26 protein-coding genes and 2 tRNA genes are annotated in these 25,169 nt (G+C 71.0%); 18 read left to right on the top strand and 10 right to left on the bottom strand.

All coding sequences use genetic code 11. The features are described 5' to 3' along the window. Nucleotides 1-68: 68 nt before the first annotated feature. The 6 genes from ACFVSL_RS14590 (at nt 69) to ACFVSL_RS14615 (ending at nt 5,928) form a co-directional block, all read left to right on the top strand. Nucleotides 69-1,157 (top strand): ABC transporter permease, encoded by a 1,089-nt coding sequence (locus ACFVSL_RS14590; protein WP_386941698.1) that lies wholly within the window; start codon nt 69-71, stop codon nt 1,155-1,157. Nucleotide 1,158: 1 nt separating this feature from the next. Further along, on the top strand, nt 1,159-2,244 hold the full coding sequence (locus tag ACFVSL_RS14595) for an ABC transporter permease (RefSeq protein WP_386941699.1): 1,086 nt from the start codon (nt 1,159-1,161) through the stop codon (nt 2,242-2,244). Continuing rightward, a complete protein-coding gene (locus ACFVSL_RS14600; protein WP_386941700.1) occupies nt 2,241-3,929 on the top strand; it encodes an ABC transporter ATP-binding protein in 1,689 nt (562 codons plus the stop codon). The genes ACFVSL_RS14595 and ACFVSL_RS14600 overlap by 4 nt, the downstream gene beginning before the upstream one ends. Next, nucleotides 3,929-4,783, top strand: a complete 855-nt coding sequence (locus tag ACFVSL_RS14605; protein WP_386941701.1) for an ABC transporter ATP-binding protein — start codon at nt 3,929-3,931, stop codon at nt 4,781-4,783. Before ACFVSL_RS14600 ends, ACFVSL_RS14605 begins: the two co-directional genes overlap by 1 nt. Next, a complete protein-coding gene (locus tag ACFVSL_RS14610; RefSeq protein ID WP_386941702.1) occupies nt 4,780-5,742 on the top strand; it encodes an NAD(P)-dependent oxidoreductase in 963 nt (320 codons plus the stop codon). Before ACFVSL_RS14605 ends, ACFVSL_RS14610 begins: the two co-directional genes overlap by 4 nt. A 113-nt stretch (nt 5,743-5,855) precedes the next feature. Further along, nucleotides 5,856-5,928, top strand: a tRNA-Asn gene (locus tag ACFVSL_RS14615). A 59-nt stretch (nt 5,929-5,987) separates the two neighbouring features. On the opposite strand, the gene ACFVSL_RS14620 is transcribed toward ACFVSL_RS14615, so the two are convergent. Together ACFVSL_RS14620 and ACFVSL_RS14625 are read right to left on the bottom strand one after the other, a co-directional pair. Further along, the gene (locus ACFVSL_RS14620) at nt 5,988-6,908 is read right to left on the bottom strand and encodes a patatin-like phospholipase family protein (protein ID WP_386941703.1); all 921 of its coding nucleotides are present in this window, start codon (nt 6,906-6,908) and stop codon (nt 5,988-5,990) included. Between the two features lie 192 nt (nt 6,909-7,100). Beyond that, nucleotides 7,101-7,685, bottom strand: a complete 585-nt coding sequence (locus tag ACFVSL_RS14625) for a helix-turn-helix domain-containing protein (RefSeq protein ID WP_386941704.1) — start codon at nt 7,683-7,685, stop codon at nt 7,101-7,103. A gap of 102 nt (nt 7,686-7,787) precedes the next feature. Here ACFVSL_RS14625 and speB point away from each other — a divergent pair, with 102 nt between their 5' ends. The 7 genes from speB (at nt 7,788) to ACFVSL_RS14660 (ending at nt 13,884) form a co-directional block, all read left to right on the top strand. After that, nucleotides 7,788-8,780, top strand: coding sequence for an agmatinase (gene speB / locus ACFVSL_RS14630; RefSeq protein WP_386941705.1), 993 nt, complete (start codon nt 7,788-7,790; stop codon nt 8,778-8,780). Nucleotides 8,781-8,916: 136 nt separating this feature from the next. Further along, the gene (locus tag ACFVSL_RS14635; protein ID WP_386941706.1) at nt 8,917-9,339 is read left to right on the top strand and encodes a YybH family protein; all 423 of its coding nucleotides are present in this window, start codon (nt 8,917-8,919) and stop codon (nt 9,337-9,339) included. Nucleotides 9,340-9,374: 35 nt separating this feature from the next. Next, nucleotides 9,375-10,778: a purine-cytosine permease family protein gene (locus tag ACFVSL_RS14640; RefSeq protein WP_386941707.1), complete on the top strand. Its 1,404-nt coding sequence runs from the start codon at nt 9,375-9,377 to the stop codon at nt 10,776-10,778. Further along, complete coding sequence (locus ACFVSL_RS14645; protein WP_386941708.1) at nt 10,771-11,457, top strand: cyclase family protein; 687 nt, start codon at nt 10,771-10,773, stop codon at nt 11,455-11,457. The genes ACFVSL_RS14640 and ACFVSL_RS14645 overlap by 8 nt, the downstream gene beginning before the upstream one ends. Nucleotides 11,458-11,529: 72 nt before the next feature. Beyond that, nucleotides 11,530-12,765 carry a Fic family protein gene (locus tag ACFVSL_RS14650; RefSeq protein WP_386941709.1) on the top strand — a complete coding sequence of 412 codons (1,236 nt, stop codon included), beginning with the start codon at nt 11,530-11,532 and terminating at the stop codon, nt 12,763-12,765. Beyond that, nucleotides 12,758-13,582: an AzlC family ABC transporter permease gene (locus ACFVSL_RS14655; RefSeq protein WP_386941710.1), complete on the top strand. Its 825-nt coding sequence runs from the start codon at nt 12,758-12,760 to the stop codon at nt 13,580-13,582. Before ACFVSL_RS14650 ends, ACFVSL_RS14655 begins: the two co-directional genes overlap by 8 nt. Next, nucleotides 13,579-13,884: an AzlD domain-containing protein gene (locus ACFVSL_RS14660; RefSeq protein WP_386941711.1), complete on the top strand. Its 306-nt coding sequence runs from the start codon at nt 13,579-13,581 to the stop codon at nt 13,882-13,884. The genes ACFVSL_RS14655 and ACFVSL_RS14660 overlap by 4 nt, the downstream gene beginning before the upstream one ends. Before the next feature lie 66 nt (nt 13,885-13,950). Here the strand turns inward: ACFVSL_RS14660 and def are convergent, their stop codons facing one another. Then, entirely contained in the window at nt 13,951-14,517 is a 567-nt protein-coding gene (gene def, locus ACFVSL_RS14665) for a peptide deformylase (RefSeq protein ID WP_386941712.1), read from the bottom strand. Nucleotides 14,518-14,557: 40 nt separating this feature from the next. Between def and ACFVSL_RS14670 the strand changes: the two genes are divergently transcribed. The 5 genes from ACFVSL_RS14670 (at nt 14,558) to ACFVSL_RS14690 (ending at nt 18,541) form a co-directional block, all read left to right on the top strand. Then, entirely contained in the window at nt 14,558-15,475 is a 918-nt protein-coding gene (locus ACFVSL_RS14670; RefSeq protein WP_386941713.1) for a DMT family transporter, read from the top strand. Between the two features lie 157 nt (nt 15,476-15,632). Further along, nucleotides 15,633-16,880 (top strand): glycosyltransferase, encoded by a 1,248-nt coding sequence (locus ACFVSL_RS14675; protein WP_386941714.1) that lies wholly within the window; start codon nt 15,633-15,635, stop codon nt 16,878-16,880. Between the two features lie 10 nt (nt 16,881-16,890). After that, a tRNA-Ile gene (locus tag ACFVSL_RS14680) sits at nt 16,891-16,964 on the top strand. A gap of 85 nt (nt 16,965-17,049) precedes the next feature. Beyond that, nucleotides 17,050-17,889 (top strand): helix-turn-helix domain-containing protein, encoded by an 840-nt coding sequence (locus ACFVSL_RS14685; RefSeq protein ID WP_386941715.1) that lies wholly within the window; start codon nt 17,050-17,052, stop codon nt 17,887-17,889. Between the two features lie 61 nt (nt 17,890-17,950). Then, the gene (locus ACFVSL_RS14690; protein ID WP_386941716.1) at nt 17,951-18,541 is read left to right on the top strand and encodes a dihydrofolate reductase family protein; all 591 of its coding nucleotides are present in this window, start codon (nt 17,951-17,953) and stop codon (nt 18,539-18,541) included. A gap of 52 nt (nt 18,542-18,593) precedes the next feature. Here ACFVSL_RS14690 and ACFVSL_RS14695 read toward each other — a convergent pair whose 3' ends face one another. From ACFVSL_RS14695 to ACFVSL_RS14725, 7 genes are all read right to left on the bottom strand, one after another. Further along, nucleotides 18,594-19,175, bottom strand: a complete 582-nt coding sequence (locus ACFVSL_RS14695; protein ID WP_386941717.1) for a YceI family protein — start codon at nt 19,173-19,175, stop codon at nt 18,594-18,596. 137 nt (nt 19,176-19,312) lie between these two features. Beyond that, on the bottom strand, nt 19,313-20,311 hold the full coding sequence (locus ACFVSL_RS14700) for a glutathione synthase (RefSeq protein ID WP_386941718.1): 999 nt from the start codon (nt 20,309-20,311) through the stop codon (nt 19,313-19,315). Next, nucleotides 20,308-21,489, bottom strand: a complete 1,182-nt coding sequence (locus ACFVSL_RS14705; protein ID WP_386941719.1) for a flavohemoglobin expression-modulating QEGLA motif protein — start codon at nt 21,487-21,489, stop codon at nt 20,308-20,310. Before ACFVSL_RS14705 ends, ACFVSL_RS14700 begins: the two co-directional genes overlap by 4 nt. Nucleotides 21,490-21,607: 118 nt before the next feature. Continuing rightward, nucleotides 21,608-22,237, bottom strand: coding sequence for a response regulator (locus tag ACFVSL_RS14710; protein ID WP_386941720.1), 630 nt, complete (start codon nt 22,235-22,237; stop codon nt 21,608-21,610). Continuing rightward, entirely contained in the window at nt 22,230-23,486 is a 1,257-nt protein-coding gene (locus ACFVSL_RS14715) for a sensor histidine kinase (protein WP_386941876.1), read from the bottom strand. The genes ACFVSL_RS14710 and ACFVSL_RS14715 overlap by 8 nt, the downstream gene beginning before the upstream one ends. Then, nucleotides 23,483-24,187: an ABC transporter permease gene (locus ACFVSL_RS14720; RefSeq protein ID WP_386941721.1), complete on the bottom strand. Its 705-nt coding sequence runs from the start codon at nt 24,185-24,187 to the stop codon at nt 23,483-23,485. Before ACFVSL_RS14720 ends, ACFVSL_RS14715 begins: the two co-directional genes overlap by 4 nt. A gap of 36 nt (nt 24,188-24,223) precedes the next feature. After that, entirely contained in the window at nt 24,224-25,141 is a 918-nt protein-coding gene (locus tag ACFVSL_RS14725) for an ABC transporter ATP-binding protein (protein ID WP_386941722.1), read from the bottom strand. Nucleotides 25,142-25,169 lie beyond the last annotated feature (28 nt).

Raw genomic sequence — 25,169 nt, forward strand, 5'->3', positions numbered from 1 at the left:
CGGAACGGGTGGCCCGCTCTTCGTGAGCGGGCCACCCGCATTCGAGCCACACCCCTGATTGGCGAACATTGACCTCAACGACGACGGCCGCCACCGGCGCTGGTCCCACCCCGAAGCGATCCACGAGATCCTCGGGCGGCAGCCTCGGCCGCTACATCCTCATCCGCGCACTCCTCATCATCCCCACGGTGTTCATCCTGGTGAGCGTGGTGTTCCTCCTCATGCGCACCACCGGTGATCCGATCACCGCGGCGCTCGGCGGCCAGCTGCCGCCCGACCAGCTCGCCGAGCGCATCCACGAGGCGGGCTTCGACCGCCCGCTCATCGTCCAGTACCTCGAGTACATGGGCGGCGTCTTCACGGGCGACTTCGGCATGACCATCAGCGACAACCGGCCGGTCACCGAGGTGCTCGTCACCTACGGCAGCGCCACGGCCGAGCTCGCGTTCTACTCGCTGCTCGTCGCCTTCGCGGTCGGCATCCCCTTCGGCCTCATCGCGGCCTACTTCCGCGACAAGGGCCAGGACGCCCTCCTCCGCGTCTTCGCGATCCTCTGCTACGCGACGCCGGTCTTCTTCGCGGGCCTCCTGCTGAAGCTCGTGTTCGCCGTCTGGCTGAAGTGGCTGCCGGTCGCCGGCCGCGCCTCGACCGGGGCGACGATCGAGATGGAGTTCCTGCCGAACAAGACGGGCTTCTACACCATCGACGCCATCATGACGGGCGACCCCGCGGTGCTCGGCGACGTGCTCGCGCACGCCGTGCTGCCCTCGATCGCGCTCGGACTGCTCACCGCGGGCGTGTTCCTCCGCCTCGTGCGCACGAACGTCATCGGCACGCTCGGCACCGACTACGTCGACGCGGCCCGCTCGCGCGGCGTCGCCGAGTCGCGACTGCTGCGCAAGCACGCCTATCGTCCGGCGCTCATCCCGATCATCACGGTCATCGGCCTCCAGATCGCGCTCCTCCTCGGCGGCGCGGTGCTCACCGAGACCACGTTCGAGTGGAAGGGCCTCGGCTTCCAGCTGGTCGAGTACATCCAGGCGCGCGACTTCGTCGCCGTGCAGGGCATCGTCGCCCTGCTCGCCGTCATCGTGGCGCTCACGAACTTCATCGTCGACATCATCGCGGCGCTCATCGACCCGAGGGTGAGGTACTGACATGTCGACCACGCAATCGACCCCCATTGCAGCGCCGGTGCAGAAGCGACGGCTCCGCGACCGCATCCCCGTCGTGCACCAGCTCCGGCAGAGCGTCGGCCTGCAGCGCGGCATGCTCGTCACGGGCCTCGTCGTCACCGCGCTCTTCATCCTGACCGCGATCTTCGCGCCGCTGCTCGCGCCGTACGGCTTCGCGCAGCTGCGCGACGCCGACGGTCCGTTCGGCAGCCAGCAGCCGCCCTCGGCCGAGCACGTGTTCGGCACCACCGTCGGCGGCTACGACGTGCTCTCGCGCGTCATCTGGGGCGCCCAGACGGCGATCCTCGTGATCATCATCGCGGTGACCCTGTCGCTCGTCGTCGGCGTGCTGCTCGGTCTCGTGTCGGGCTACTTCGGCGGCTGGCTCGACCGGCTGCTCGTCGTGATCTGCGACGCGATCTACGCGTTCCCGTCGCTCCTGCTCGCGATCGTCATGGCGATCGCCATCTCGGGCGGGCAGTCGAACCTGTGGGGCGGCGTGTTCGCCGCGGCGCTGTCGATCACGGTGGTCTTCATCCCGCAGTACTTCCGCGTGATCCGCGCCGAGACCGTGCGCATCAAGGCCGAGGCCTTCGTCGAGTCGGCGAAGGTGCTGGGCGCCTCGAACAGCCGCATCATGTTCCGTCACGTGCTGCGCAACGCGACCCGCACGCTGCCGCTGATCTTCACGCTGAACTCGTCGGAGGCGATCCTCACCCTCGCTGGCCTCGGCTTCCTCGGCTTCGGCATCGAGCCGACCGCGGCGGCCGAGTGGGGCTACGACCTCAACAAGGCGCTCTCCGACGTCACGAGCGGCATCTGGTGGACCGCGCTCTACCCGGGTCTCGCGATCGTGCTCGTGGTGCTCGGCATCACGCTCGTCGGCGAGAGCCTCAACGACCTCGCCGACCCGCGCCTGCGCGGGCGGCGCAGGGTCGCGCAGTCGGCCGGCGTCGTCGCCGAGACCTCGGTCGTGCCCGGCGGCACGCTGACGGCGGGGCCTGGCGGCCTCTCCGGACTGGAAGACGAAGCCACATTCGACGAACACGGGATCGAGGTCAAGCCGTGAGCACGGTGGTCAGCATCGAAGGGCTCGGCGTCTCGTTCGCGACCGACGCCGGCGCGGTGAAGGCGGTCGACGGCGTCTCGCTGTCGGTCGAGCGCGGCGAGGTCCTCGCCATCGTCGGCGAGTCGGGCAGCGGCAAGACCGTGACCGCCAAGACGATCCTCGGGCTCCTGCCCGAGACCGCGACGGCCAGCGGGGCGGTGATCCTGTCGAACAAGGCCGGCACGGCCGAGCACGATGTCGTCTCCGTCCCGAAGCGCACGCTGCGCGCCATCCGGGGCACCGACGTCGCGATGGTCTTCCAGGAGCCGTCGACGGCCCTCAACCCGGTCTACACGGTCGGATGGCAGATCATCGAGGGGCTCCAGGCGCACTCCGACCTCTCGAAGAAGGAGGCCCGCGCGAAGGCGATCGACGTGCTGCGGCGCGTCGGCATCCCCGAGCCCGAGGTGCGCATCGACCACTATCCGCACGAGTTCTCGGGCGGGCAGAAGCAGCGCATCGTGATCGCGATGGCGCTCGTGCTCGACCCCGGGCTCATCGTCGCCGACGAGCCCACGACGGCGCTCGACGTGACGGTGCAGGCCGAGATCCTCGACCTGCTGCGCCGCTGCCGCGACGAGTTCGGCATGGGCATCGTGCTGATCACCCACAACATGGGGGTCGTCGCCGACCTCGCCGACCGCGTCGCCGTCATGTACCAGGGCAAGGTCGTCGAGGAGGCCGACGCGAAGCAGCTCTTCTCGGCTCCGCAGGCCGACTACACCAAGGCGCTGCTCGCCGCCGTGCCGTTCGTCGGCACCGGCTCGGCCAAGGCCGAGGCACGCGCCGCGGCACGACCCGAGGGATGGGCCGAGCAGGCGCCCGTCGTCGCCGCGCAGGGGCTCGAGATCGTCTACCCGGGCCGTTTCGGCCGCCCCGGCTTCCGCGCGGTCGACGGCGTCGACCTCGCGATCCGGCCCGGCGAGGTGCTGGGGCTCGTCGGAGAGTCGGGCTCGGGCAAGACGACGATCGGGCGCGCGATCGCCGGACTCACCAGGGTCTCGGGCGGCTCGCTCCGCGTGCTCGGGCACGAGATGAACGGGTTCTCCGAACGCGAGTTCCGGCCGCTGCGCAGCCGGATCGGCTTCGTCTTCCAGGACCCGGCGTCGAGCTTCAACCCGCTGCTGACGATCGCCGAGTGCGTCGCAGAGCCGCTCATCATCCACGGCCGGGCCGGCGACGCCGCAGCGGCGCGCCCCCGCGTCGACGAGCTCCTCGAGGCGGTGCAGCTGCCGAAGGCGTACGGCGACCGCTACCCGCACGAGCTCTCGGGCGGCCAGCGCCAGCGCGCGAGCCTTGCGCGTTCGCTCGCCCTCGAGCCCGAGCTGCTCATCGCCGACGAGCCGACGAGCGCGCTCGACGTCTCGGTGCAGGCCCGCGTGCTCGAGCTCTTCGCCGAGCTGCAGCGCGAGTTCGGCTTCGCGTCGCTGTTCATCAGCCACGACCTCGCCGTCGTCGACCTGCTCGCCGACCGTATCGCGGTGCTGTACCACGGGCGCCTCGTCGAGGAGGGCACGGGCGCCGAGGTGCTCGGTGCGCCGAGCGACCCGTACACGCAGCGCCTGCTCGCCTCCCTGCCCGTGCCCGACCCGGTCGCGCAGGCCGAACGCCGAGAGGAACTCCGCCGACTCCGGGAGGCGAACTGATGCGCGGCACGGCCCACGGGTACCCGATCGTCCTGAGCGACCTGTCGCTCGAGTATCCGCCGCGCGGCGCCAGTCCGGCGCACGTCGCCGTGCACGGCCTGTCGCTCCAGGTCGCGCCGGGCGAGGTGCTCGGAGTGCTCGGCAGCGCGGGCAGCGGCAAGTCGACGCTCGCGAAGGTGCTCTCTGGCGCCGCCTTCGAGACGCGGGGCAACGAGGCGCGCCCGGTGATCACGGGCGGGCAGGCGACCGTGCTCGGGCAGCCCCTGCGGGGGCTTCCCAAGCGCAAGGTGGCCGAGTACCGCTTCCACGTCGGCTACCTGCCCCAGGACGCCGCGTCGACGCTGCCGCCCGACCACAGCGTCGCCGAGATCATCGGCGAGCCCATCCTCGAGCGCGACCGCCGGTACAACGCGAGGGCGCTCGCGACCCGGGTGGCCACCATGCTCGACGGGGTCCGTCTGCCGCTCGGCATGCTCGAGAAGTACCCGTACGAGCTGAGCGGCGGGCAGCGTCAACGCGTCGCCCTCGCACGCGCGCTCGTCCTCGGGCCGTCGGTGCTCATCGCCGACGAGCCGACGGCCGGCATCGACCTGACGGTGCGCGACGCGGTCGCGCAGCTCATCGCCGAGCTCGGCGAGCGTCACGCCTTCTCGGCGGTGCTGATCAGCCACGACCTGCCGGTGCTGCGCAGCATCGCCGACCGCATCGCGGTGCTCGATCGCGGCGAGCTCGCCGCGATCGGCACGATCGACGAGGTCTTCCACGACCCGCACCACCCCTACGTCCAGGCCCTCGCAGGGGCGCTCGACGGCGGGCACGCGGTGATCGACGACCTGGCCGAGCCCCTGGCATGACGGATGCCTCGGCCGCGCGCGGCACCCCGGGCGCCCGTGGCACGATCGCGGTCGTGCCCGATGCCGAGCCGGGGCTGGTCGGCGCGGTCGAGCGGGGCGGGGGAGTCGTCGCTCCGCTCGGGCCGACCACGCGCGGCGTGGTCTGGAGCGGCTCGTCGGGCGGCACCGCCCTCGTCGAGGCGCTCCATCGCGCGCCTGACGCCGGGTGGGTGCAGCTGCCCTGGGCCGGCATCGACCCGTTCGCCGACGTGCTGCCGTCCTTCCGCGGTGACGGGCGGGTCTGGACGAGCGGCAAGGGCGTCTACGCCGCACCGGTCGCCGAGCACGCGCTGACGTTGACGCTGGCGCTGCTCCGTCGGCTCCCGCGACGAGTGCGCGCGGGCGAGTGGCGCCGCGACCACGCGAGCCGCAGCCTGCACGGTACCGAGGTCGTCATCGTCGGCGCAGGCGGAATCGCGACCGAGCTGCTCCGGCTGCTGACGCCGTTCGGTGCGCGCGTCTCGGTCGTGCGCCGGAGCGACGGCGACGTCGAGGGTGCCGTGCGGACGGTGACGCTCGACCGTCTGAAGGAGGTCGCGACGGGGGCCGACGCGCTCATCGTCGCGGCGGCGCTCACGAGCGAGACCCGGGGCGCGGTCGACGCGGACGTGCTCGCCGCGCTCGCGCCCGGAGCCGTCGTCGTGAACGTGGGGCGCGGGCCGATCGTCGACACGGCGGCACTCGTCGCCGCGCTCGACTCGGGGCACCTCGGCGGTGCGGGGCTCGACGTCACCGATCCCGAGCCGCTCCCGGCGGGCCATCCGCTCTGGAGCTCGACCGACTGCGTGATCACGCCGCACGTCGCCGACGCGATGGCGACCACTCCCGCGCTGCTCGCGGCACGGGTCGAGCACAACGTGCGGGCCTTCCTCGGTGAGGCCGAATTCGTCGGGCGCATCGACCTCGACGCGGGCTACTGAGCCCCGACTCGAGGGCACTCAGATGCGAGGTCGCCTCGAATTGGGAGTCGGGGCATCCCTTTGCTACAGTATCTCTGCACGCAAGCGACGCCGTGAGGCCAGTATGCGCGTGATCCTCCATAGCTCAATTGGCAGAGCAATCGGCTGTTAACCGATAGGTTCTTGGTTCGAGTCCAAGTGGGGGAGCGAACAAGCCCCGCATCTCCGCGAGATGCGGGGCTTCTGCGTTCGCGCCGTGGTGCGGTTCAGGTCCAGAAGGGCCGGATCCGAGCGGCGACGGCGACGCCCTGCTCGTACCCGGCGCGAGCGGCGGCCGGCCGCAGCGACAGGTCCATCGCATCGGCGCCGAACAGGTGCTCGGCGTCCCGACCGGGGAAGATCGTCTCGACGAGGCTGCCGCGGGCGCGGAGCGCGTCCAGCTGGGTCGAGAGGTGCGTGCCCCACTCGATCGGGGTCAGCGATCGGCCGCCGAATGGCGAGAGCACGAGCACGCGGTCGTACCCGGCGGCGAGGTCCGCGTTCTCGGCGTTCGACCTGAAGCCGCCGTCGAGATAGCGGTGGTCGCCGATCGCGTAGGCGAAGCCGCTCGAGCAGCTGGCGGCGACGGCGTCGACGAGTTCGACGCCGCTGTGCCGGTCGAACGCGACCGGCTCGCCGCTCTCGGCGTCGATCGCCGTGAGGAGCACCTCGTGTTCCGGCCAGTCGGGCTCGGGCAGCCGCGCGGCCACGGTGGCGCGCCACTGCGACTGGCGGGCGGCGTCGCTCGAGCCCGGGAGCTCGCGAGCCGCCGCGCCGACTCGGCGGCGCAGTTCGGCGGCGTCGCCCGAGGCGTCGATGAGGCGCTGCATCCGATCGAGGTGGTCGTGCACGGCCGTGCGTGCATCGGGTCGATGACCGCTGGCGGCCTGCGGGCGGGGCCGTGCCGGCAGCGGTGCGAGCGCGGCTTCGTACAGTTCGCTCGGCCGCGCGCCGGCGAGCTGTGCGGCTGCCGTCGATCCGGCGGAGGTGCCGACGGTCAGCTCGGCTCGTGTCACGTCGAGCCCGCCGGCGTCGAGGCCTGCGACGACGCCGATCAGCCAGGCGTTGCCGGTCGATCCACCGCCGCCGAGCACCAGGGCCCGGCGCAGGGTCGACGAGGGAGATGCGGAGAGGGAGTTCGAGTTCATGGGAGTCGCCTTTCGCGATGCGTAGAGGGCGCTCCGGGTGGCGACTAGCCCAGTCGCGCGATCGTGGACGGCGGGGGAGCACCCACTGCGGATACTGCGTTCATGGGTCTCACCTCCTGTCGACGGGTCACGATCGACCCGACGCTAACACAGGAACGGATCGTCGGCGTCGCAGAACCCTGCGGGTGGGGGCTACGCGGCGCCGCTCCAGGGCGCGGGGACGATGATCCAGGCGACCTCGGCGCCATCGTCGCCCGCCTCCCAGCTGTGCGGCTCGCGACCGGGGAAGGTGAGCGAGTCGCCGGCTGCGAGCTGAACGGAGCGGTCGACGAAGCGAGCCGTCACCGATCCCTCGAGGACCTGGAGCACCTCGACGTCGCTCGAGATCGTGTAGAGCTCGGCGCCGCCGGATGCGCCCGGCGCCATCGAGGAGCGGATCACCTGCACCCGCGACTCGCTGCGCGGCGAGACGAGCCGCTCGACGACGCCGGTGCCGCCGAAGTTCACGCGTGGTGCGTCGTGCAGTGAGATGTGCTGGATCTCGGGTTCCGCGAAGAGCGAGCCCATGGTGAGCGACAGCACCTGGCAGAGCTGCACGAGGGTGGCCACGCTCGGGGAGGTCTCGTCGCGCTCGAGGCGGCTGAGGAACCCCTTGGTGAGCCCGCTCGCCTCGGCGACCTGCGCGAGGGTGAGCCCCTGCGCCGTGCGGGCGTTGCGGATGCGGGCGCCGATGGCGAGCGGGGAGTCGCTCGGGACGGGCGGAACGGGTCGGGGCACCTGCGCCTCCTCGGTACGGACGGCTCGCTCCCGTTGACAGCCCGCCGTGGGCGTCGTAGCATGGCCGCAAAGTTTCCCCAAGGATACCAAAGGTTTACGAATATGCAACACAAAGAGTCGGCCGGCACCGCAGGTTCCGGCGCAGCCGCCGCGAGGCCCGAGCCCATCGGTCCCGTCGACGCGAGCCGGGTGCCGCGCTTCGCCGGCATCGCCACCTTCGCCCGCCTGCCGCGCCTCGACGAGGTCGCGCACGCCGACATCGCCGTCGTCGGAGTGCCCTTCGACAGCGGGGTGAGCTACCGCCCCGGCGCCCGCTTCGGCCCGTCGCACGTGCGCGAGGCCTCCCGCCTGCTGCGCCCGTTCAACCCCGCCCAGGGCGTGCTGCCGTTCGCCGTCCAGCAGGTCGCCGACGCCGGCGACATCGCGGTCAACCCCTTCGACATCGACGAGGCCGTCGCCGACGTCGAAGCCGGCGCCCGCTCGCTCGACGCGCACGCCGACCGGCTCGTCGTCATCGGCGGCGACCACACGATCGCCCTGCCGCTGCTGCGCGCCGTCACCGCGAAGCACGGCCCGGTCGCGGTGCTGCACTTCGACGCGCACCTCGACACGTGGGACACCTACTTCGGCGCTCCCATCACCCACGGCACCCCCTTCCGCCGCGCCTCCGAGGAGGGGCTCATCGACCTCACCGCGAGCATGCACGTCGGCACCCGCGGCCCGCTGTACGGCGTCGAGGACCTCACCGACGACGCGCGACTCGGCTTCGCGATCGTGACCAGCGAGGACATCGAGGAGCAGGGGGTCGAGACGGCGATCGAGCGCATCCGCGCCCGCATCGGCGACAAGCCGCTCTACATCTCGATCGACATCGACGTGCTCGACCCGGCGCACGCGCCGGGCACGGGCACTCCCGAGGCCGGAGGGCTCACGAGCCGCGAGCTCCTCCGCATCATCCGCGCCCTCGCCGACAAGCGCATCGTCGGCGCCGACGTCGTCGAGGTCGCCCCGGCCTACGACCACGCGCAGCTGACGGCGGTCGCGGCATCCCACGTCGCCTACGAGCTCATCAGCGCGATGGCGCCCCGATCCTGACCCATCACGCCGCCATGCCATCGGAGATCACCGCAACCTCGGACCGGATCGCGCCCGCGCGACCGGGTCTGCGGTGATCTCCGAAGCAGTGGCGGCCCGGAACCGACCGCCCCGACCCCGATCGAAGGAGATCGACATGACCACCCGTGAACCCGCCCACGACGAGGTGCTCGCCGCCGCCGACGCCATCGTCGACGCGTTCGCCGCGACCGACGGCACCCGGTACTTCGCCGGCTTCGCCCCCGACGCGAGCTTCATGTTCCACACCGAGGCGGCCCGTCTCGACGACCGCGCCGCCTACGAGGCCCTGTGGGCCGAGTGGACGGCGGGCGGCTGGCACGTGCTCTCGTGCGAGTCGACGAACCGGCTCGTGCAGGCGTACCCCGGCGGCGCCGTGTTCTCGCACGACGTCGCCACCCGCGTCGACACCGGCGACGGGGAGGACGCGTACCGCGAGCGGGAGACGATCGTCTTCCGCGTCGACGGCGACGCGCTCCTCGCCGTGCACGAGCACCTCTCGCCCCTGACCGGTGCCGGCGCCGCGGCGCCCACCGACTGACGACCCACCCCGACCTCCACCCCCGAGGAGAAGCAATGTCGCTCTACACCCGTCTCGACCGCCGCCTCGCCGAACAGGCCGACAACTCCGGGCCCGTCCGCGGCACGCTGTCGACGCCGCGCATCGGCATGATCTGGCTGGCGGCGAACCTCGTCGTCACCACCCTGCTCACCGGCACCCTCTTCATCCCCGCCGTCGACTTCGGCGTCGCGATCACGATGATCGTGCTCGGCACGCTCGGCGGCGCCGTCGTGCTCACGCTCGTCGGCAACATCGGCACCCGCACCGGCCTGCCGACCATGGCGCTCACCCGCGGCGCCTTCGGCACCCGCGGCGGCTACCTGCCGATGGCGGCCAACGTCATCATCCTCATGGGCTGGAGCTGGGTGCAGGCGATGCTCGCGGGCGTCACCGTGAACTACCTCGTCGAGGGCCTCACGGGCTTCTCGAGCCCGATCCTCTTCTCGGTGCTGTGCCAGACGATCGTGGTGATCCTCGCGATCTTCGGCCACGAGGGCATCGCACGCGTCGAGCCGTGGCTCGCCGTGCTCATGCTCGCGATCATCGCGTGGATCTTCGTGATCGCGTTCTCGAGCTTCGCACCGAGCGCCTACCAGGCGATCCCGGTCGACCTCTCGATCGGGTACACGCCCGCGATCGTGCTCGACATCGTCATCGCGACCGCCGTGTCGTGGACGGTGCTGTCGGCCGACTTCAACCGGCTCGCGGTCTCGAGCCGCGCCGGCATCCTCGGTTCGGGCATCGGGTACACGCTCTCGACGGTCATCGCGATGACGCTCGGTGCGACGGCGATCGGCTACGTCATCCTCTCGGGCGGCGAGGCCGCCGCGTTCGATCCGGGCGTGCTCGTCGCGGCGTTCGGCGCGCCGATCGCGATCGTCATCTTCGTCTCGGTGATGGCGACGAACTCGATGGTCGTCTACGGCATGACCACCTCGATCGTGAACGCGAGCGCCGGCCGAGCGAAGCTGCGCTTCCTGCCGACCGCGCTCGTCGTCGGCGTGATCTCCATCCTCGGATCGACGTGGCTCGCGCTGCTCGACCAGTTCACGACGTTCCTGACCGTGATCGGCGCCTTCTTCGTGCCCGTGTTCGCGATCATGATCGTCGACTACTACCTGATCAAGCGCTCGTCGTACACCCGCGACCTGCTCGAGCCGCGCGGCGGCCGGTACTGGTACCTCGCGGGCGTCAACTGGATCGCGGTCGGTGCCTGGGCGATCGGCGCGGTCGCGTCGTACCTCATGGTCTACGTGTGGCCGAGCCCCGTCGGCGCGACCATCCCCGCGTTCGTCATCACCTTCGTGCTGTACCTGCTCGCCATGCTGCCCGAGCGGGCCCGCCACGTGGGCGAGCCGAGCGTGCACCTCGCCGAGATCGAGGCGAACGACGGCGCGGATGCCGCGGCGCATGCGTGAGCTCAGCCGGCCCGTCACGGACGGGATGCGGGTCTACCCGGGCGATCCCGACGTGCGCGTCGAGCCGGCGCTCGAGCTCGCGGCCGACGGCGTCGACGTGGCCCTGCTGCACCTCGGCTCGCACACCGGCACCCATCTCGACGCGCCGTCGCACACGGTGGCGGGCGGGCGGACGACCGGTCGGGTCGATCTCGACGAGCTCGTGGGGGAGGCGCTCGTCGTGCACCTCACCGGGCTCGCGCCGCGCGCCGTCTACGGGCTCGCCGAGATCGAGGCGGCGCTCGGCGAACCGCTCGCCGAGCGGGTCGAGCCGATCGTGATCGTCGACACGGGCTGGGCGCGGCACTTCGACACCGACGCGGCGCTCGAGCACCCCGCACTCGACGCGGCCGCGGCGGCCGAGCTCGTGCGACGTGGCATGCACGTGCTCGCCGTCGACACCCTGAGCCCCGACCTCACGGGCGGCGACGGCGGGTTCCCGGTGCACGACGCGGTGCTCGGTGCCGACCACCTCATCGTCGAGAACCTCAGCGGGCTCGACGGGCTGTCGGCGCGGGTGCGGGTGGGGTTCTTCCCGCTGCGCGTGGATCTCGACGGCGCGCCCGTGCGGGCCGTCGCCTTCGACGTCGACCTCGCGGAGTCGCCCGCGGGTCGGCTGCCGCGCGAAGTGCAATCTTGAGACGCATTATGATCACTTAGCTGCCCGAACTGATAGTCTCGAACGAGAGATGTTCAGTTGGAGGGAGTGCAGGTGACGCATCCCGTCGAGACGCGCGACTGGCCCGCGCACGAGGTCGAGCGGCTTCCGTGGCGGCAGACGGTGCGCGGCGGCAGCCGCGACGACCGCACCCTCGACCACGTCGACGCGAGCGTCCCGCCGATGATCGCCGAGCTCGATCTCCAGGCGCCGCCGAGCCTCGCAGCGGCGTGCGAGCGCGCCGTCGTCGAGATCGCCCGCGCCGAGCACGCGACGGGCGGACTCGCCGCGCTCGGCCGTTTCCTGATGCGCACCGACTCGGTCGCCTCGAGCCGCATCGAGTACGAGGACGCCAGTGCCGAGGACTTCGCGCGCGCCCTGGCCGGCAGCCGGTCGAACAGCTCGGCGCAGAGCATGGTCGCCGCGACGCGGGCGCTGGCCGGTCTCGTCGACGACGCGGGCGCGCGCCGCGAGATCACGTGCGACGCGATCCTGGAGGCGCACCGCCGGCTGCTCGGCGACGACCCCCTCGACGGTCGCTACGCCGGCCGCTGGCGCACGATGCAGAACTGGATCGGCGGAAGCGACCACGCGCCGCGCGCGGCGCTCCACGTGCCGCCCGCTCCGGGTCGGGTCGAGGCGCTCATGGAGGACCTGGTCGTCTACCTCAACCGCGACGACGTGCCCATCGTCGTGCAGGCCGCCGTCGGGCACGCGCAGTTCGAGTCGATCCACCCGTTCACCGACGGCAACGGACGGATCGGCCGCGCCATCATCAACGCGGTGCTCCGGCGCCGCGGGGTCACCGGTACGAGCGTGGTGCCGGTGGCGAGCGCGCTGCTCGCGCAGCGCGAGCGCTACTTCGCATTCATCGACGAGTACCGGGCAGGGCGGGTCGCGGCGTTCGTCGCCGACCTCGCCGAGGGGCTGCGGCTCGCGGCCGAGGAGTCGCGGGTCTCGGCCGAGCGGCTCATCGAGCTCCCGCACGCGTGGGCGGAGGCCGTTCCGTTCCGCGCCGACTCCGCGGGCGCGAAGCTCATCGCGGCGATGCTCGATCACCCGGTCTTCTCGATCGACGAGATCGGCCGCGTCACCGGGTCGGGCCCGGCCAACCTCGCCCCAGCTGTGGCCCGGCTCGAGGAGGCCGGCGTGATCCGCGAGATCACGGGCCGCAAGCGCGACCGGGCCTGGCTGGTGACCGACGTCTCCGGCGAGCTCGACGACCTCGAGCTGCGCATCGCCGGCCGCATCGCCGCCGACACCGCGACGACGGGAGAGCGCGATGCCTGAGCAGCCCGACGAGGTCCTTCCCGAGGACACCGAGAGCACCGAGGGCACCGAGAACATCGCGAACGCGGACGGTGCGGGGAACGCCGGCGAGCCCGCGCCCGAGGAGGTCGCGGCCGCCCGACGCGCCGCCCGCCGTGACGGCTTCGCCGTCGGCCTCGCGACCGCGGTCTACGGCATCTCCTTCGGCGCGCTCGCGGTCGCCTCGGGCCTCGACGTCTGGCAGACCTGCTTCCTCAGCCTCGTGATGTTCACCGGCGGCTCGCAGTTCGCGCTCGTCGGCGTGCTCGCCTCGGGCGGCGTCGCCGCCGGCGGTTCGGCGATCGCCACGGCGGCGATGCTCGGCATCCGCAACGTCATCTACGGCATGCGCATGAAGCCCCTCGTCGCCGCCCCCGGCCCCGACGGCCGCCCGGCGAGCGTCGGGCGCCGCGTCGCGGCCGCCTGGCTCACGATCGACGAGTCGACCGCCGTCGCGCTCGCGCAGTCCGACGACCGTGCGGCGCGCACCGGCTTCTGGGTGACGGGCATCGTCATCTTCATCGGCTGGAACGTCACGACGCTCGCCGGCGCGCTCATCGGCGACGCGATCGGCGACACCCGCGCCTGGGGCCTCGACGCCGCCGCGGCGGCCGCGTTCCTCGGACTCCTCTGGCCGCGCCTCAAGCGGTTCCAGGCGGGCGCCGTCGCCGTCGGCGCCGCCGTCGTCGCGACCCTCACCACTCCGGTGCTGATGCCCGGCATGCCCGTGCTCGTCGCCGCGGTCGTCGCCGTCGTGGTGGGCTGGTTCGACCTGTTCTCCCGGAGGCGCGCGGCATGACGACGTGGCACATCATCCTCGTCGCGTCGGCCGCGACGCTCGCGCTCAAGCTCGCGGGTCACCTCGTGCCCGCGGGCTTCCTCGAGCGGGAACGGCCGGCGCGCATCGCCGACCTGCTGACGGTGGCGCTCCTCGCGGCGCTCATCGCCGTGCAGACCCTCGGCGCAGGTCAGGACATCGTCATCGACGCGCGCGTCCCCGCGGTGATCGTCGCGGCGGCGCTCTACGCGCTCCGCGTGCCCTTCGTCATCGTCGTGATCGTCGCTGCGGCCGTCGCCGCCGGCATCCGGGCGTTCACCTGATCGGATGCCACGTGCGCGCCGCCGCACGTCCGTGCGACGGGCCGCGCGTGGCATCCGCCGTCGGACTCAGCCCTCGAGGTCGTCGACCCCGGGCATCCACTGCTGGCCGGGGCGCCCCCAACCGAGCTTGCGGCTGATCTTCGCGACGATCTTCTGGTCGCGCTCACCGAGCCGGTCGGTGTAGAGGATGCCGTCGAGGTGGTCGAACTCGTGCTGGAAGATGCGGGCGAGCCATCCGTGCGCCTCGATCTCGAAGGGCTTGCCGTCGAGGTCGGTGGCGCGGAGGATCGCGTGCTCGGCGCGGCGCAGCCCGAAGCGCTCGCCCGGGAACGAGAGGCAGCCCTCCGACTCCTCGTCGAGGTCGGGCTCGCCGGCGGGCGGGGGAGTGATCCACAGCTCGGGGTTGATGGCGACGCCGCGCCACTTCGTGCCCTCCTCGTCGACCCAGCCGTAGGTGAATAGACGCAGGCCGACGCCGACCTGCGGAGCGGCGAGCCCGACCCCGGGCGCCTTGTCCATCGTCTCGAACAGGTCGTCGACGAGGGTGCGGAGCTCGTCGTCGATCGTCTCGACGGGGCGGGCGGGGGAGTGCAGCACCGGATCACCGGAGATTCGAATGGGGAGCACGGCCATTCGGCAAGGATATCCGGCGGTGAACGGGTAGGGTCGTTGCGTGGATCCCGACCTGACCGAAATCGTCGAGCAGATCCCGCTCGACCCCCAGACCTTCATCGGCATCCCGCTCGCGCTCATCGGCGCGGTCTTCCTCTCGCTCGGCGCGCAGTTCCAGCACCGCGGCGTGGTCAAGGTCGAGTCGAACACCGTCGACACCCTCGGCAAGGGGCTCAACCTCAAGCAGCTCGCGCTGCTCCTCGCGCGGCCGTCGTGGGTCATCGGCACGCTGATGCTCGGGCTGGCGATCGTGTTCCAGCTCTCGAGCCTCTACTTCGCGCCGCTGATCGTGGTGCAGCCGCTCGGCGCGATCGCGCTCGTCGTCACCTCGATCGTGAACTCGCGCGTCAACCACGTGAAGCTGAACCGCAAGTCGATCATCGCGATCATCATGTGCGTCGGCGGCGTGTTCCTCTTCGTCGGCGTCGCCGCGTTCACCGCCGTCGACAAGCCGGTCACCGACCGTCAGCTGATCATCATCCTCATCATCCTGGCGGTCGTCCTGGCGATCGCGGGCATCACCTTCGTGCTCTTCCGCGCGAAGATCCGGGCGATCTACTACGTGATCATGGCCGGTATCGTCTACGGCTTCGTCGCGACCCTCGCGAAGGTCGTGCTCGGCAAGATCGAGCAGGGCGAGTTCGGCTGGCTCACCGTGCTCTGCATCGGCGGCCTGCTCTCGGCGACCGCCATCGGCGCGTACTTCGTGCAGAACGCCTACGCCTCGGGCCCGCCCGACCTCGTCATCGCCGGCCTCACCGTCGTCGACCCCCTGGTGGCGGTCATCATCGGCATCGCGGTGCTGGGCGAGGCATCCCAGGCGCCGCTCTGGGCGATCATCATCTACATCGTGTCGGGGGCGATCGCCGTGTGGGGTGTCTTCCAACTCGCGAAGAACCATCCGCAGACGCGGCTCTGAGCACCGCTCGCGGCGAGCTTCCGACATGCGCGCACGGCACCCGCACGGCTGCGCTGCGTAGACTAAGGTCGGATTCAGTCCGCCGCGCCCATCGCGCGCGCCGCGCACTCGACGGGACCGACCGTCCCGCCCCCAGAACTGTGAGGAAACACGACCCGTGTCTGACACCCCCGGTGCGAGTACGCCCGCCGGCGCCGAGCCCGATCGCCCCCTCAAGATCCTGATCGGCGCCGACACCTTCGCCCCCGACGTCAACGGAGCAGCCCGGTTCGCCGAGCGCCTCGCCGCGGGCCTCGTCGAGCGCGGTCACGACGTGCACATCATGGCTCCGGCCGCGAGCCGCAAGCACGGCACGTGGAAGGAGGTGCACGAGGGGCAGGAGCTCACCGCGCACCGCCTGCTGAGCTGGCGCTGGTACCCGCACGACTGGCTGCGCTTCGCGCTGCCGTGGCGCATCAAGCAGAACAGCGCCCGCGTCCTCGACCGGGTCAAGCCCGACGTCGTGCACTTCCAGTCGCACTTCGTCGTCGGTCGAGGGCTCTCGATCGAGGCGCAGAAGCGCGGCATCCGCATCATCGGCACCAACCACGTCATGCCCGAGAACATGCTCGAGTTCTCGCTCGTGCCGAAGGCCTGGCAGGAGTGGGCCGTCGGGCTCGCCTGGAAGGCCGCCGGTCGCACCCTCGGTCGCGCCGAGGCCGTCACCACGCCGACCCGTCGCGCCGCGCAGTTCCTCGAACGCCACACCGACCTCGCGAACGTGCACGCGATCTCCTGCGGCATCGATGCGCACAAGTACTCGCCCGACTGGGAGCCCCGCACCGAGAACCGCATCCTCTTCGTCGGCCGCGTGACCGGCGAGAAGCAGATCGACGTGCTGCTGCGCGCCCTGACGCTGCTGCCCGCCTCGCTCGACGCGAAGGTCGAGATCGTCGGCGGCGGCGACCAGAAGCGCAACCTCGAGCACCTCGCGGTCGAGCTGGGCATCGCCGACCGGGTGACCTTCACCGGCTACGTCACCGACGAAGAGCTGCGCGAGGCCTACCACCGGGCATCCGTGCTCGCCATGCCCTCGATCGCCGAACTGCAGTCGATTGTGACGATGGAGGCCATGGCCTCCGCGCTGCCCGTGGTCGCCGCCAACGCGATGGCGCTGCCCCACCTCGTGCACGACGGCGAGAACGGCTACCTCTTCGAACCGTCGAACCCCGAAGACCTCGCGGCGAAGCTCCGCACCGTGCTCGAGGCCTCGCCCGAGGAGTACCGGCGCTTGAAAGAGGAGTCGATCCGGCTCATCGCCGCGCACGACATCCAGCGCACGCTCTCGACGTTCGAGAGCCTGTATCGTGGGAGGCCGGTGACCGACCCGGTCACCGACGTCGCACCGGCAGCGCTCCCCGAGTGATGCGGCGCGCGGGGCGGTAGCTCAGCCGGTCAGAGCAGTGGACTCATAATCCATCGGTCACGGGTTCAAGTCCCGTCCGCCCTACGAACATCGCTTCATCCGGGCTTCTGACGGCGAACGAAGCCGTCGCCGCCCGATTCTGCATGGGGCCGTCGGCCATACTGACAGCGTGGAGTACGTGTCCAGGGTGCCCGGCCCACCGCTCGACGGGCTGATCGACGACCTCTACTATCTGGAGGGCGTCCCGCCGTACTCCCGGCTGTTGCTGCCGGCGGCGCCCGCGCCGCTGCTCATCGTCAACCTCGGGGTACCGTTCCTCGTCCGAGCAGGCACCGACATCGGCGATGTGGAGTACGCCGACGGCTGCGTGGTCGCCATGCCCACCCGCGCGTGGGAGTTCGGCTACCCGACCCCGACGAGATCCGTGGGCGTCCACTTCAGGCCGTGGGGGCTGGCCCCGTTCATCCCGATGCCCGCGGCCGAGTTGTCTGACCGACCGGCGACGGTGGAGCAGGTCTGGGGCAGGCCCGCCGTCGCCCAGCTGAGAGACCGCCTGATCGCGGCGAACGCACCGCACGGGATGCTGATGCTGCTCGAGGAGGAACTGGTGCGACGGCTGCGCCCGGTCGACGGACTGGACCTCGTCGGCAGGATGGGCAGCGCCATCGCGGAGACCGGCGGAGCGGTGCCCATCGGCGACCTCGACGTGGCCTCCCGCCCCAGCAGCACGTACGTGGCGAAGCGGTTCAAGGAGATCGTCGGCGTGACGCCGAAGCGGCTGGCGCGCAGCTACCGGTTCACCGCGACCGTGCTGGCGATCGACGTGGCGGCGCCGATCGACTGGGCAGATGTCGCCGCCCGCGCAGGCTACTTCGACCAGGCCCACTTCGTCCACGAGTTCCGGGAGTTCACCGGGCTCACGCCGACCCGGTACGTGGAGGTGCGGCTACGCTTCCTCCGCGAACATCCCGACCACGCGCTCGAGGGCTGGCCGCTGCCGGCCGAGTGATTTCCTACAAGCGCGCGCCCGCACGATGCACGAGACTCGGGAATCGACAGAGGAGGAACCCATGGGCAACGTGGTCATGAACGCGTCGGTCTCGCTGGACGGCTTCATCGCCGCTGAGAACGACGATCCCGGTCCGCTGTTCGAATGGTTGGTCAGCGGCGACGTGCCGTTGGACGACAGTGGCGCGCTCAACGTGTCGCAAGCCTCCTACGATCACATCCGCCCGTACTGGGATCAGATCGGGGTCACGATCGCCGGCCGCCACGTCTTCGATCTCACGGACGGCTGGGACGGGAAGCCTCCGAGCGGGGTGGACCACGTCGTCGTCGTGACGCACCGGCCCGCACCCGAGGGCTGGGACGCCAGTGCGCCGTTCCATTTCGTCGACGGTATCGAGACGGCCATGACCACGGCGAAGGAGCTCGCGGGCGACCGGACCGTCGAGGTCGCTGCCGGCGACGTCGGCGGCCAGATGCTCGCCGCGGGCTTCGTCGACGAGGTGCGCCTGGACGTGGCACCGGTCGTGCTCGGTTCCGGCAAGCGCTACTTCGGCGCCGTCGACACGCAGCATCTGCTGGAGGACCCGGACATCGTCGTCCAGGGCAACCGGGTGCTTCACCTGCGCTATCGCGTGCGCCGTCGAGCGGCCTGAGCAGATCACGCAGTTGGCTCGAGATCGAGCCGCGTGAATCGGCCCGCCGGGGTCAGCGAGCCTCGGCCGAGCCCTCAGCGTCGCCCGTGCGCTTGATCACCGAGATCTCGAACTCCAAGGTGATCTTCTCCGAGACGAGCAGGCCGCCGGTGTCCAGCGGCATGTTCCACTCGAGGCCGTACTCGCGGCGGTCGATCCGGCGAGTGCCCTCGAAGCCGGCGCGGAGCTCGCCGGCGGCGTCGGTCTGCGCGCCCGTGAACTCGATCGGGATAGTGACCGGCTTCGTGACGTCGCGGATCGTCAGGTCACCCGAGACGACGAGGGCGTTGTCGTCGACCTCCTCGATCCGGGTGCTGCGGAAGACGATGTCGGGCCACTTCTCGGCATCGAAGAAGTCGGCGCTGCGCAGGTGCTCGTCGCGCTGCGCATTGCGGGTGTCGACACTGGCGACCTTGAGCGTCATCTCAGCGGTGGACTCGCTCGGGTCGGAGAAGTCGACGTGGAAGCTGCCGGTCACCTCGTTGAACGCGCCACGGACCGTGGTCACCATGGCGTGCTTCGCCGAGAAGCCGATGCGGGTGTGCGCCGGGTCGATGTCCCAGTCGCCGCTCAGGTCGGGTCGGTCATCGGTCATGACGTTCGATTCCAATTCGTTCGACATAGGCGACCAGTCTTTCACGGCCAGGCTGAGTGTCGGGTCCACGGAGCCCGGATCGACGTCGCGTTCCCGGCGACCGGGTGGCGGGGGTGGCGCTGGTTCGGCAGCGCACGTCAGGAACCCGCTCCCGCACGGCTCTCGAGGGCTTCGATGACGGTCTCGGCGATGTCGATGCCGTAGAGCCGCTCGACGCTCTGGAAGCCGCCGGGACTCTCGGGGTTGATCTCGACGACCGTGCTGCCGATCACATCGATGCCGACGAGGAACATGCCGTCGGCGCGGAGCTTGGCGCCCATCGCCTCGACGATGCCGAGCTCGGTCTCCCCGAGCTCGAGCGGCACCGAGCGACCGCCGGTGCTGATGTTGGCGCGCGGGTCGTTGCCCGTCGGCACGCGCCGGAAGGCCGCCGGCTTGCCGTCGCGCTCGAGGACGCGGCCGTCGAGCAGGAAGAGGCGGACATCGCCGTCCTTGGCTCCGTCGATGAACTCCTGGACGATGGCGTAGCCGTCCTGCAGGACCGCCTCCGTCATCTGCGCGAGGTTGGTCTCCTCGGGGCCCTCGATCATGAAGACGTTGCGGCCCTTGGCTCCGTAGAGCGGCTTGACGACGCTGTGGCCGACCTCGTCGACGAACTGCTGGATCGCCTCGGGATCGCGGGTCACGAGCGACCTGGGCCGGACCCGCTCGGGGAACTCCTCGAGGTAGAGCTTGCTCGTCGCGCGATGGAGGGTGTTCGGGTCGTTGACCACCATCACGCCCCGGGCCGCGAGCATCTGACCGAAGACCACGCCCATCGGGCTGGCCCAGGGGCGCACCTGCAGGTCGTCGATCGACTCGTTGCGCAGGACGAGGACGTCCAGTTCGTCCAGAACGATCCGCTCGGCGTCGCGCGCCTTGATGCCCTCCATGAAGCTCGCGAGGGTGTCGTCGTCCTTCCACCGCGCGGCGCGTGCGCGGCCGGCGAACAGTCCGTCGCTGCTGCCGAACTCGAGATCGCCGACTCCGAGGTACCAGGTCTCGTGCCCACGCCTGGCGGCGGCCCTGGCGAGCCGGGTGGTCGTGTACTCGTCGATCTCGGTGTCGACGTCGTTGACCAGGAACGCGAGCTTCATGCCGCCATCCCCTTCTCGTAGAGATCGGTGACCGTCGCGCCCGCGCGGAGCTTCTCCAAGCGCTCCTGCGCCCCGGGCACGTCGAGCCAGCGTGGTCGGATCCATGGCTCCTGCAGCACCTCGCGGTCGAGCAGGTCCTGCACCAACGGGATGTGGTCGAGGGAGAGCTTGCCCACGAGCAGGACCTCGAGGCGGCTGCCCTCGGCGAGCGCATCGAGGATGCGCGTGATCCCGCGCAGGTAGATCGCGTCCTTCACCGAACCGCCGCCGACGACGACGCGGACGGCGATCGACCACGCGGTTCGTGCCGGGATGTGGTGGTCGGCTCGCAGCGACTCGAAGATGTCGAGGAAGCCGGCGCCTTCGAGCATCTTGCCCACGGCGACCACTCGGGCGGCGAGCACGCGCAGCCGCCGCGGGTCGAGACCGCCGGCCAGGAACTCGGCGAGCACGGCGAGACCCTCCTGGGTCTCGTCGTAGCCGGGCAGTCCGATGGTCAGCAGGGTCAGCGGCTGCCGGGCCCCGTTCTGATAGGTGACCACGTGGGTGCCGACCTCGTGATGCAGCAGCGGCTCGACCCGGTCGGCCCGGAAGGCCGCGGACTCGGGGATGAGCAGATGGCCGAACGACACCATCAGGTCGGCGACGTCGTCGCGGACCTCGACGTGCACCGGGAATTCGGGGTAGAGCTCGCGGTAGCGCTCGAACTCCGCACGCGCCGCGTCGGCGAACGCCCCGGCGGTGACCGTCTGGGTGCTGGGCGCCTGCGGGGGGATGGCCTCGAGCAGCTCCTCCGCAGCCGAGGCCAGTGGCGGGGCCACCGTTCCGTAGAGCTGGAGCGACCCGTAGAGGAACCTCGAGGTGTCGCGGTCCTCCAGGGCGGTGATCTGCCGGGTGATCTCGTCGCGCTTGGCCCGGAAGAGGGTGTGCAGCGCCGGGTCCTCGACCTTCTCCACCTCGAGGTCGTACAGCTCGCGGTGCGTCAGGTCGGGATCGAAGTCCAACGGCCGCAGCCGCAGCGTGGGGGCCGTGCTGAAGTCACTGCGTTCGAAGTCCGCCCACGCCTCCGCCGCGTTGAGCGGCGTGAGGTTGACGAGCAGGTTCACGCGCCGTTCGATCTCGGTGAGCCGGGCATCGATGTCGAGTGCGGGTGTCAGCTGCTCGGAAAGTGATGACATGTCACGAAAGTAGCAACGCGTTCGCGACCGCCCAACCCCTTGCGCACCCGAGCATCTTCGGTCAAGACGGCTTCCGGCGGGGCGCGCGCGAGCTGTGCCGGGTGAGCCGAGCCCCGAATCAGTCGAGCAGCCCGCGCTGGAACCCGACGGCGACCGCGGCCGCACGGTCGTTGACGTCGAGCTTCGCGTAGATGTGCAGGATGTGCGTCTTGACCGTGGCCTCGCTGATGAACAGGCGGGCTGCGGCCTCTCGATTCGTCGTGCCCGCCGCGATCAGGCGCAGCACCTCGAGTTCACGGGCGCTGAGCGGCGACTCAGGCTCGCGCAGACGACCCATCAGCCGCGTCGCGACGGCGGGGGAGAGCACGGCCTCACCGCGGGCCGCGGCCTCCACGGCGCGCATGAGCTCGTCGCCCGGTGCGTCCTTCAGCAGGTACCCGGTCGCTCCGGCTTCGATCGCGGGCAGCACCTCGCTGTCGGTGTCGTAGGTGGTGAGCACGAGCACCCGCGTCGTGAGTCCGAGCTCGCCGAGCTGCTTGATCGCGCTCACCCCGTCGACGCGCGGCATCCGCAGGTCCATGAGCACGACGGCAGGCTCGAGTGCGCGTGCGAGGGCCACGGCCTCGGCGCCGTCGGCGGCCTCGCCGACCACGTCGAAGCGGGGGTCGCCGGCGAACATGCCCCGAAGGCCGTCCCTGACGATCGGGTGGTCGTCGGCGATGAGCACCCGGATGACGGACTCAGGCATCGGCACTCCTCGTCGGCGGGGTCGGCGGTGACGCGATCGGCACGCTCGCGGAGATCGCGGTGCCCGCGCCCGGCTCCGACTCGATCTCGAACGCGCCGCCGACGCCGGCCACGCGCTGACGCATCGAGGTGAGGCCGAACCCGCGGTCGGCCTCACCGCCCGACCGCGTGGCGTCGAAGCCCGCGCCGTCGTCGCGGACATCCAGCGTGACGACGTCGTCCATGTAGGAGAGGGTCAGTCCGACCCTGCTCGGGGCGGCATGCTCTCCGGCGTTAGCGAGCGCGGCCTGCGCGACGCGCAGCAGGGTCACCTCGACCTCGGGATGCAGCGGCCGGACCTCGCCCGTCGTGGTGAGTTCGACGGCGATCTCGTGCCGTCGGGCCCACTCGGTCGCGACGACCGCGATCGCGTCGGGCAGACGCGCCGATTCGAGTTCCGGCGGAGCGATCGCGTGCACCGAGCGGCGAGCCTCGGCGAGGCTCTCGCGGGCGAGCGTCTCGGCGGTCGCGAGGTGGCGGCGCCGCACGTCGTCGCTGCCGAGTTCGCCGGCGCGTTCGGCGGCCTGCAGCTGCGTGACGATGCCGGCGAGTCCCTGGGCGATGGTGTCGTGGATCTCGCGGGCGAGCCGCTGGCGCTCGTCGAGGATCCCCGCCTCGCGGGCCTGCACGAGCAGTTGCGCGTGCAGGCCCGCGTTCTCCTGGATGGTCTCCTCGAGCTGCGCCACCATGCGTTCGCGCTCGGCGCTCTGCGCGCTCGTGGCATCCCCGATGCTGCTGAACAGCGCGACGACGGCGACGATCGCGCCGATGAAGAGGACGTACGTGAGGACCGGCACCGGGGCGGGCTCGGGCAGTCCGCCCATGTAGGTCGTGACGGTGATCGCGGCCGTGGCGGTCAGCCCGACGAGCCGCCACCACCCGCGGAGGTACTGCCAGGAGTGGAGGTACCCGACGAAGCCGAACAGTCCCGCGAACCATGCATCCCTGGTGCACAGCACGGCGATGAGCAGGAGGAGCCCGGTGACGTACACCGCGCCCGGGGTGCGTCGCCGGCCCATGAGCCACATCCACGCCGCCGCCAGCAGCACGAGCGACAGCGTGACGAGCCGATCGTCCCAGTCGTGCGAGCCGGTGAGCATCGCCAGCACGGTCGACGCGGCGAGGAGCAGGTACGGCGCGACGGCCATCACACGCAGCAGCCGCTGCTCGCGGAGCGCGAGCTGCTTCGCCGTCGCCGCCATCGTGCTCACTCCCAACGGAAGAACCTGGCTGCTGCGAGGCTCACGACCACCGCGAAGACGGCCATGACCCCGAGCAGCAGGGGATCGGGCGCCGCTCCCGTCCAGACCTCGTGCAAGCTCTGGCGTAACGCGCCGAGCGGGGTGAACTCCCCGACCTCCACCAAGATAGCGGGCATCTGCGAGACCGGCTGCATGAGTCCGGCGAGGTAGGCCATCGGGAAGTACAGGAGGACGCCGATGCCGTTCGCGGCGCGCCCGCTCGGCGCGAGGGCGGCGATCAGGAGCCCGATCGCGAACATCGACGCCGTGCCGAGGGCGAACACGGCGACGAAGCTCATGGCGTTCGCCGGGAGCCGCGCGCCGAGCACGGCACCGGCGACGGCGAGCAGTGCGCCGCAGCTCACGAGCGCGAGCACGAACTGGAGGAGCAGCTGCACCACCAGCAGGCTCGCCGGTCGCACGGGCGTGGTCGAGAGCCGACGGAGGATGCCCTTCTCGCGGTACGTCGCGAGGGCCGTCGGCATGAGGTAGAGCCCGACGAGGCCGATCGCGACGGCGATCGTCATCGGCAGCAGGGTCGTGTCGTCGGGGCCGATCGAGCTGCCGAAGACGATGAGGATGAACATCGGGATGAGGACGGTGAACAACGAGCCGGGCTCGCGGACGAGCAGCCTGGTCTCGACGACGGCGAGCTTCGCGGTTGCAGACATGAGGGCCTCCAGAGAACGGGGTCGGATGCGTCGGGGTCAGACGTCGAAGTCGCGGCCCGTGAGGGCGACGAAGGCGTCGTCGAGGGTGCGCGTCTCGATGCGCAGGTCCGAGACGAGCACGTGCTCCCGGGCCAGGAGCGACGTCACTCCCGTGGCGAAGTCGCCTCGGCCCGACACCGTGACCACGGCACCGCTGCGTTGCACCGACGCGACCCCGGGCAGGCTCCGCACGGCCACGAGGGGCTCGTCGGAGGCATCCGATGCCAGCCGGAACCGCATCGCATGCTCGGCGTCGACGCCGTCGATGAGCCCGGCCGGCGTGTCGAGCGCCACGATGCGCCCGCGATCGACGACCGCGACGCGATCGCACAGCTCCTCCACCTCGTCCATGAAGTGACTGACCAGCACGACGGTCACGCCGCTCGCCCGCACCTGCTCGATGAGCTCCCAGGTCGCACGGCGGGCCTGCGGGTCGAGTCCTGTGGTGAGCTCGTCGAGGAACGCGACCCGCGGCGCGCCCACGAGGGCGAGTGCGATGTCGAGGCGCTGCTGCTGGCCACCCGAGAGCTTGGCGAAGCGGGTGTTCCGGAGCTCGGCGAGCCCCCACTCCTCCAGCAGCTCGCGCCAGTCGCGCGGGCGCTCGTAGAAGGAGGCGTAGAGGTCGAGTGCCTCCCAGACCTTGAGATGGTCGGGCAGATCGGTGTGCTGCAGCTGCACGCCGATGTGCTGCTTCAGTCTTCGGCCATCGGCGGCGGGGTCGAGCCCGAGCACCCGCACCGATCCGCTGTCGGCGGTGTGGAGTCCCTCGATGATCTCCACCATGGTGGTCTTCCCAGCGCCGTTCGGTCCCAGGATGCCGAAGATCTCACCCTCCTCGACCGAGAGCGTGATTCCGTCGAGGACGGTGCGGCCGCCGTGGCGCTTCGTGAGTTCGGTGACGTCGATGACTGGCATGACTCGAGCCTCGCGGCATCGCCGGCGG

The organism is Agromyces sp. NPDC058064, assembly GCF_042885275.1.
Classification (GTDB): domain Bacteria; phylum Actinomycetota; class Actinomycetes; order Actinomycetales; family Microbacteriaceae; genus Agromyces.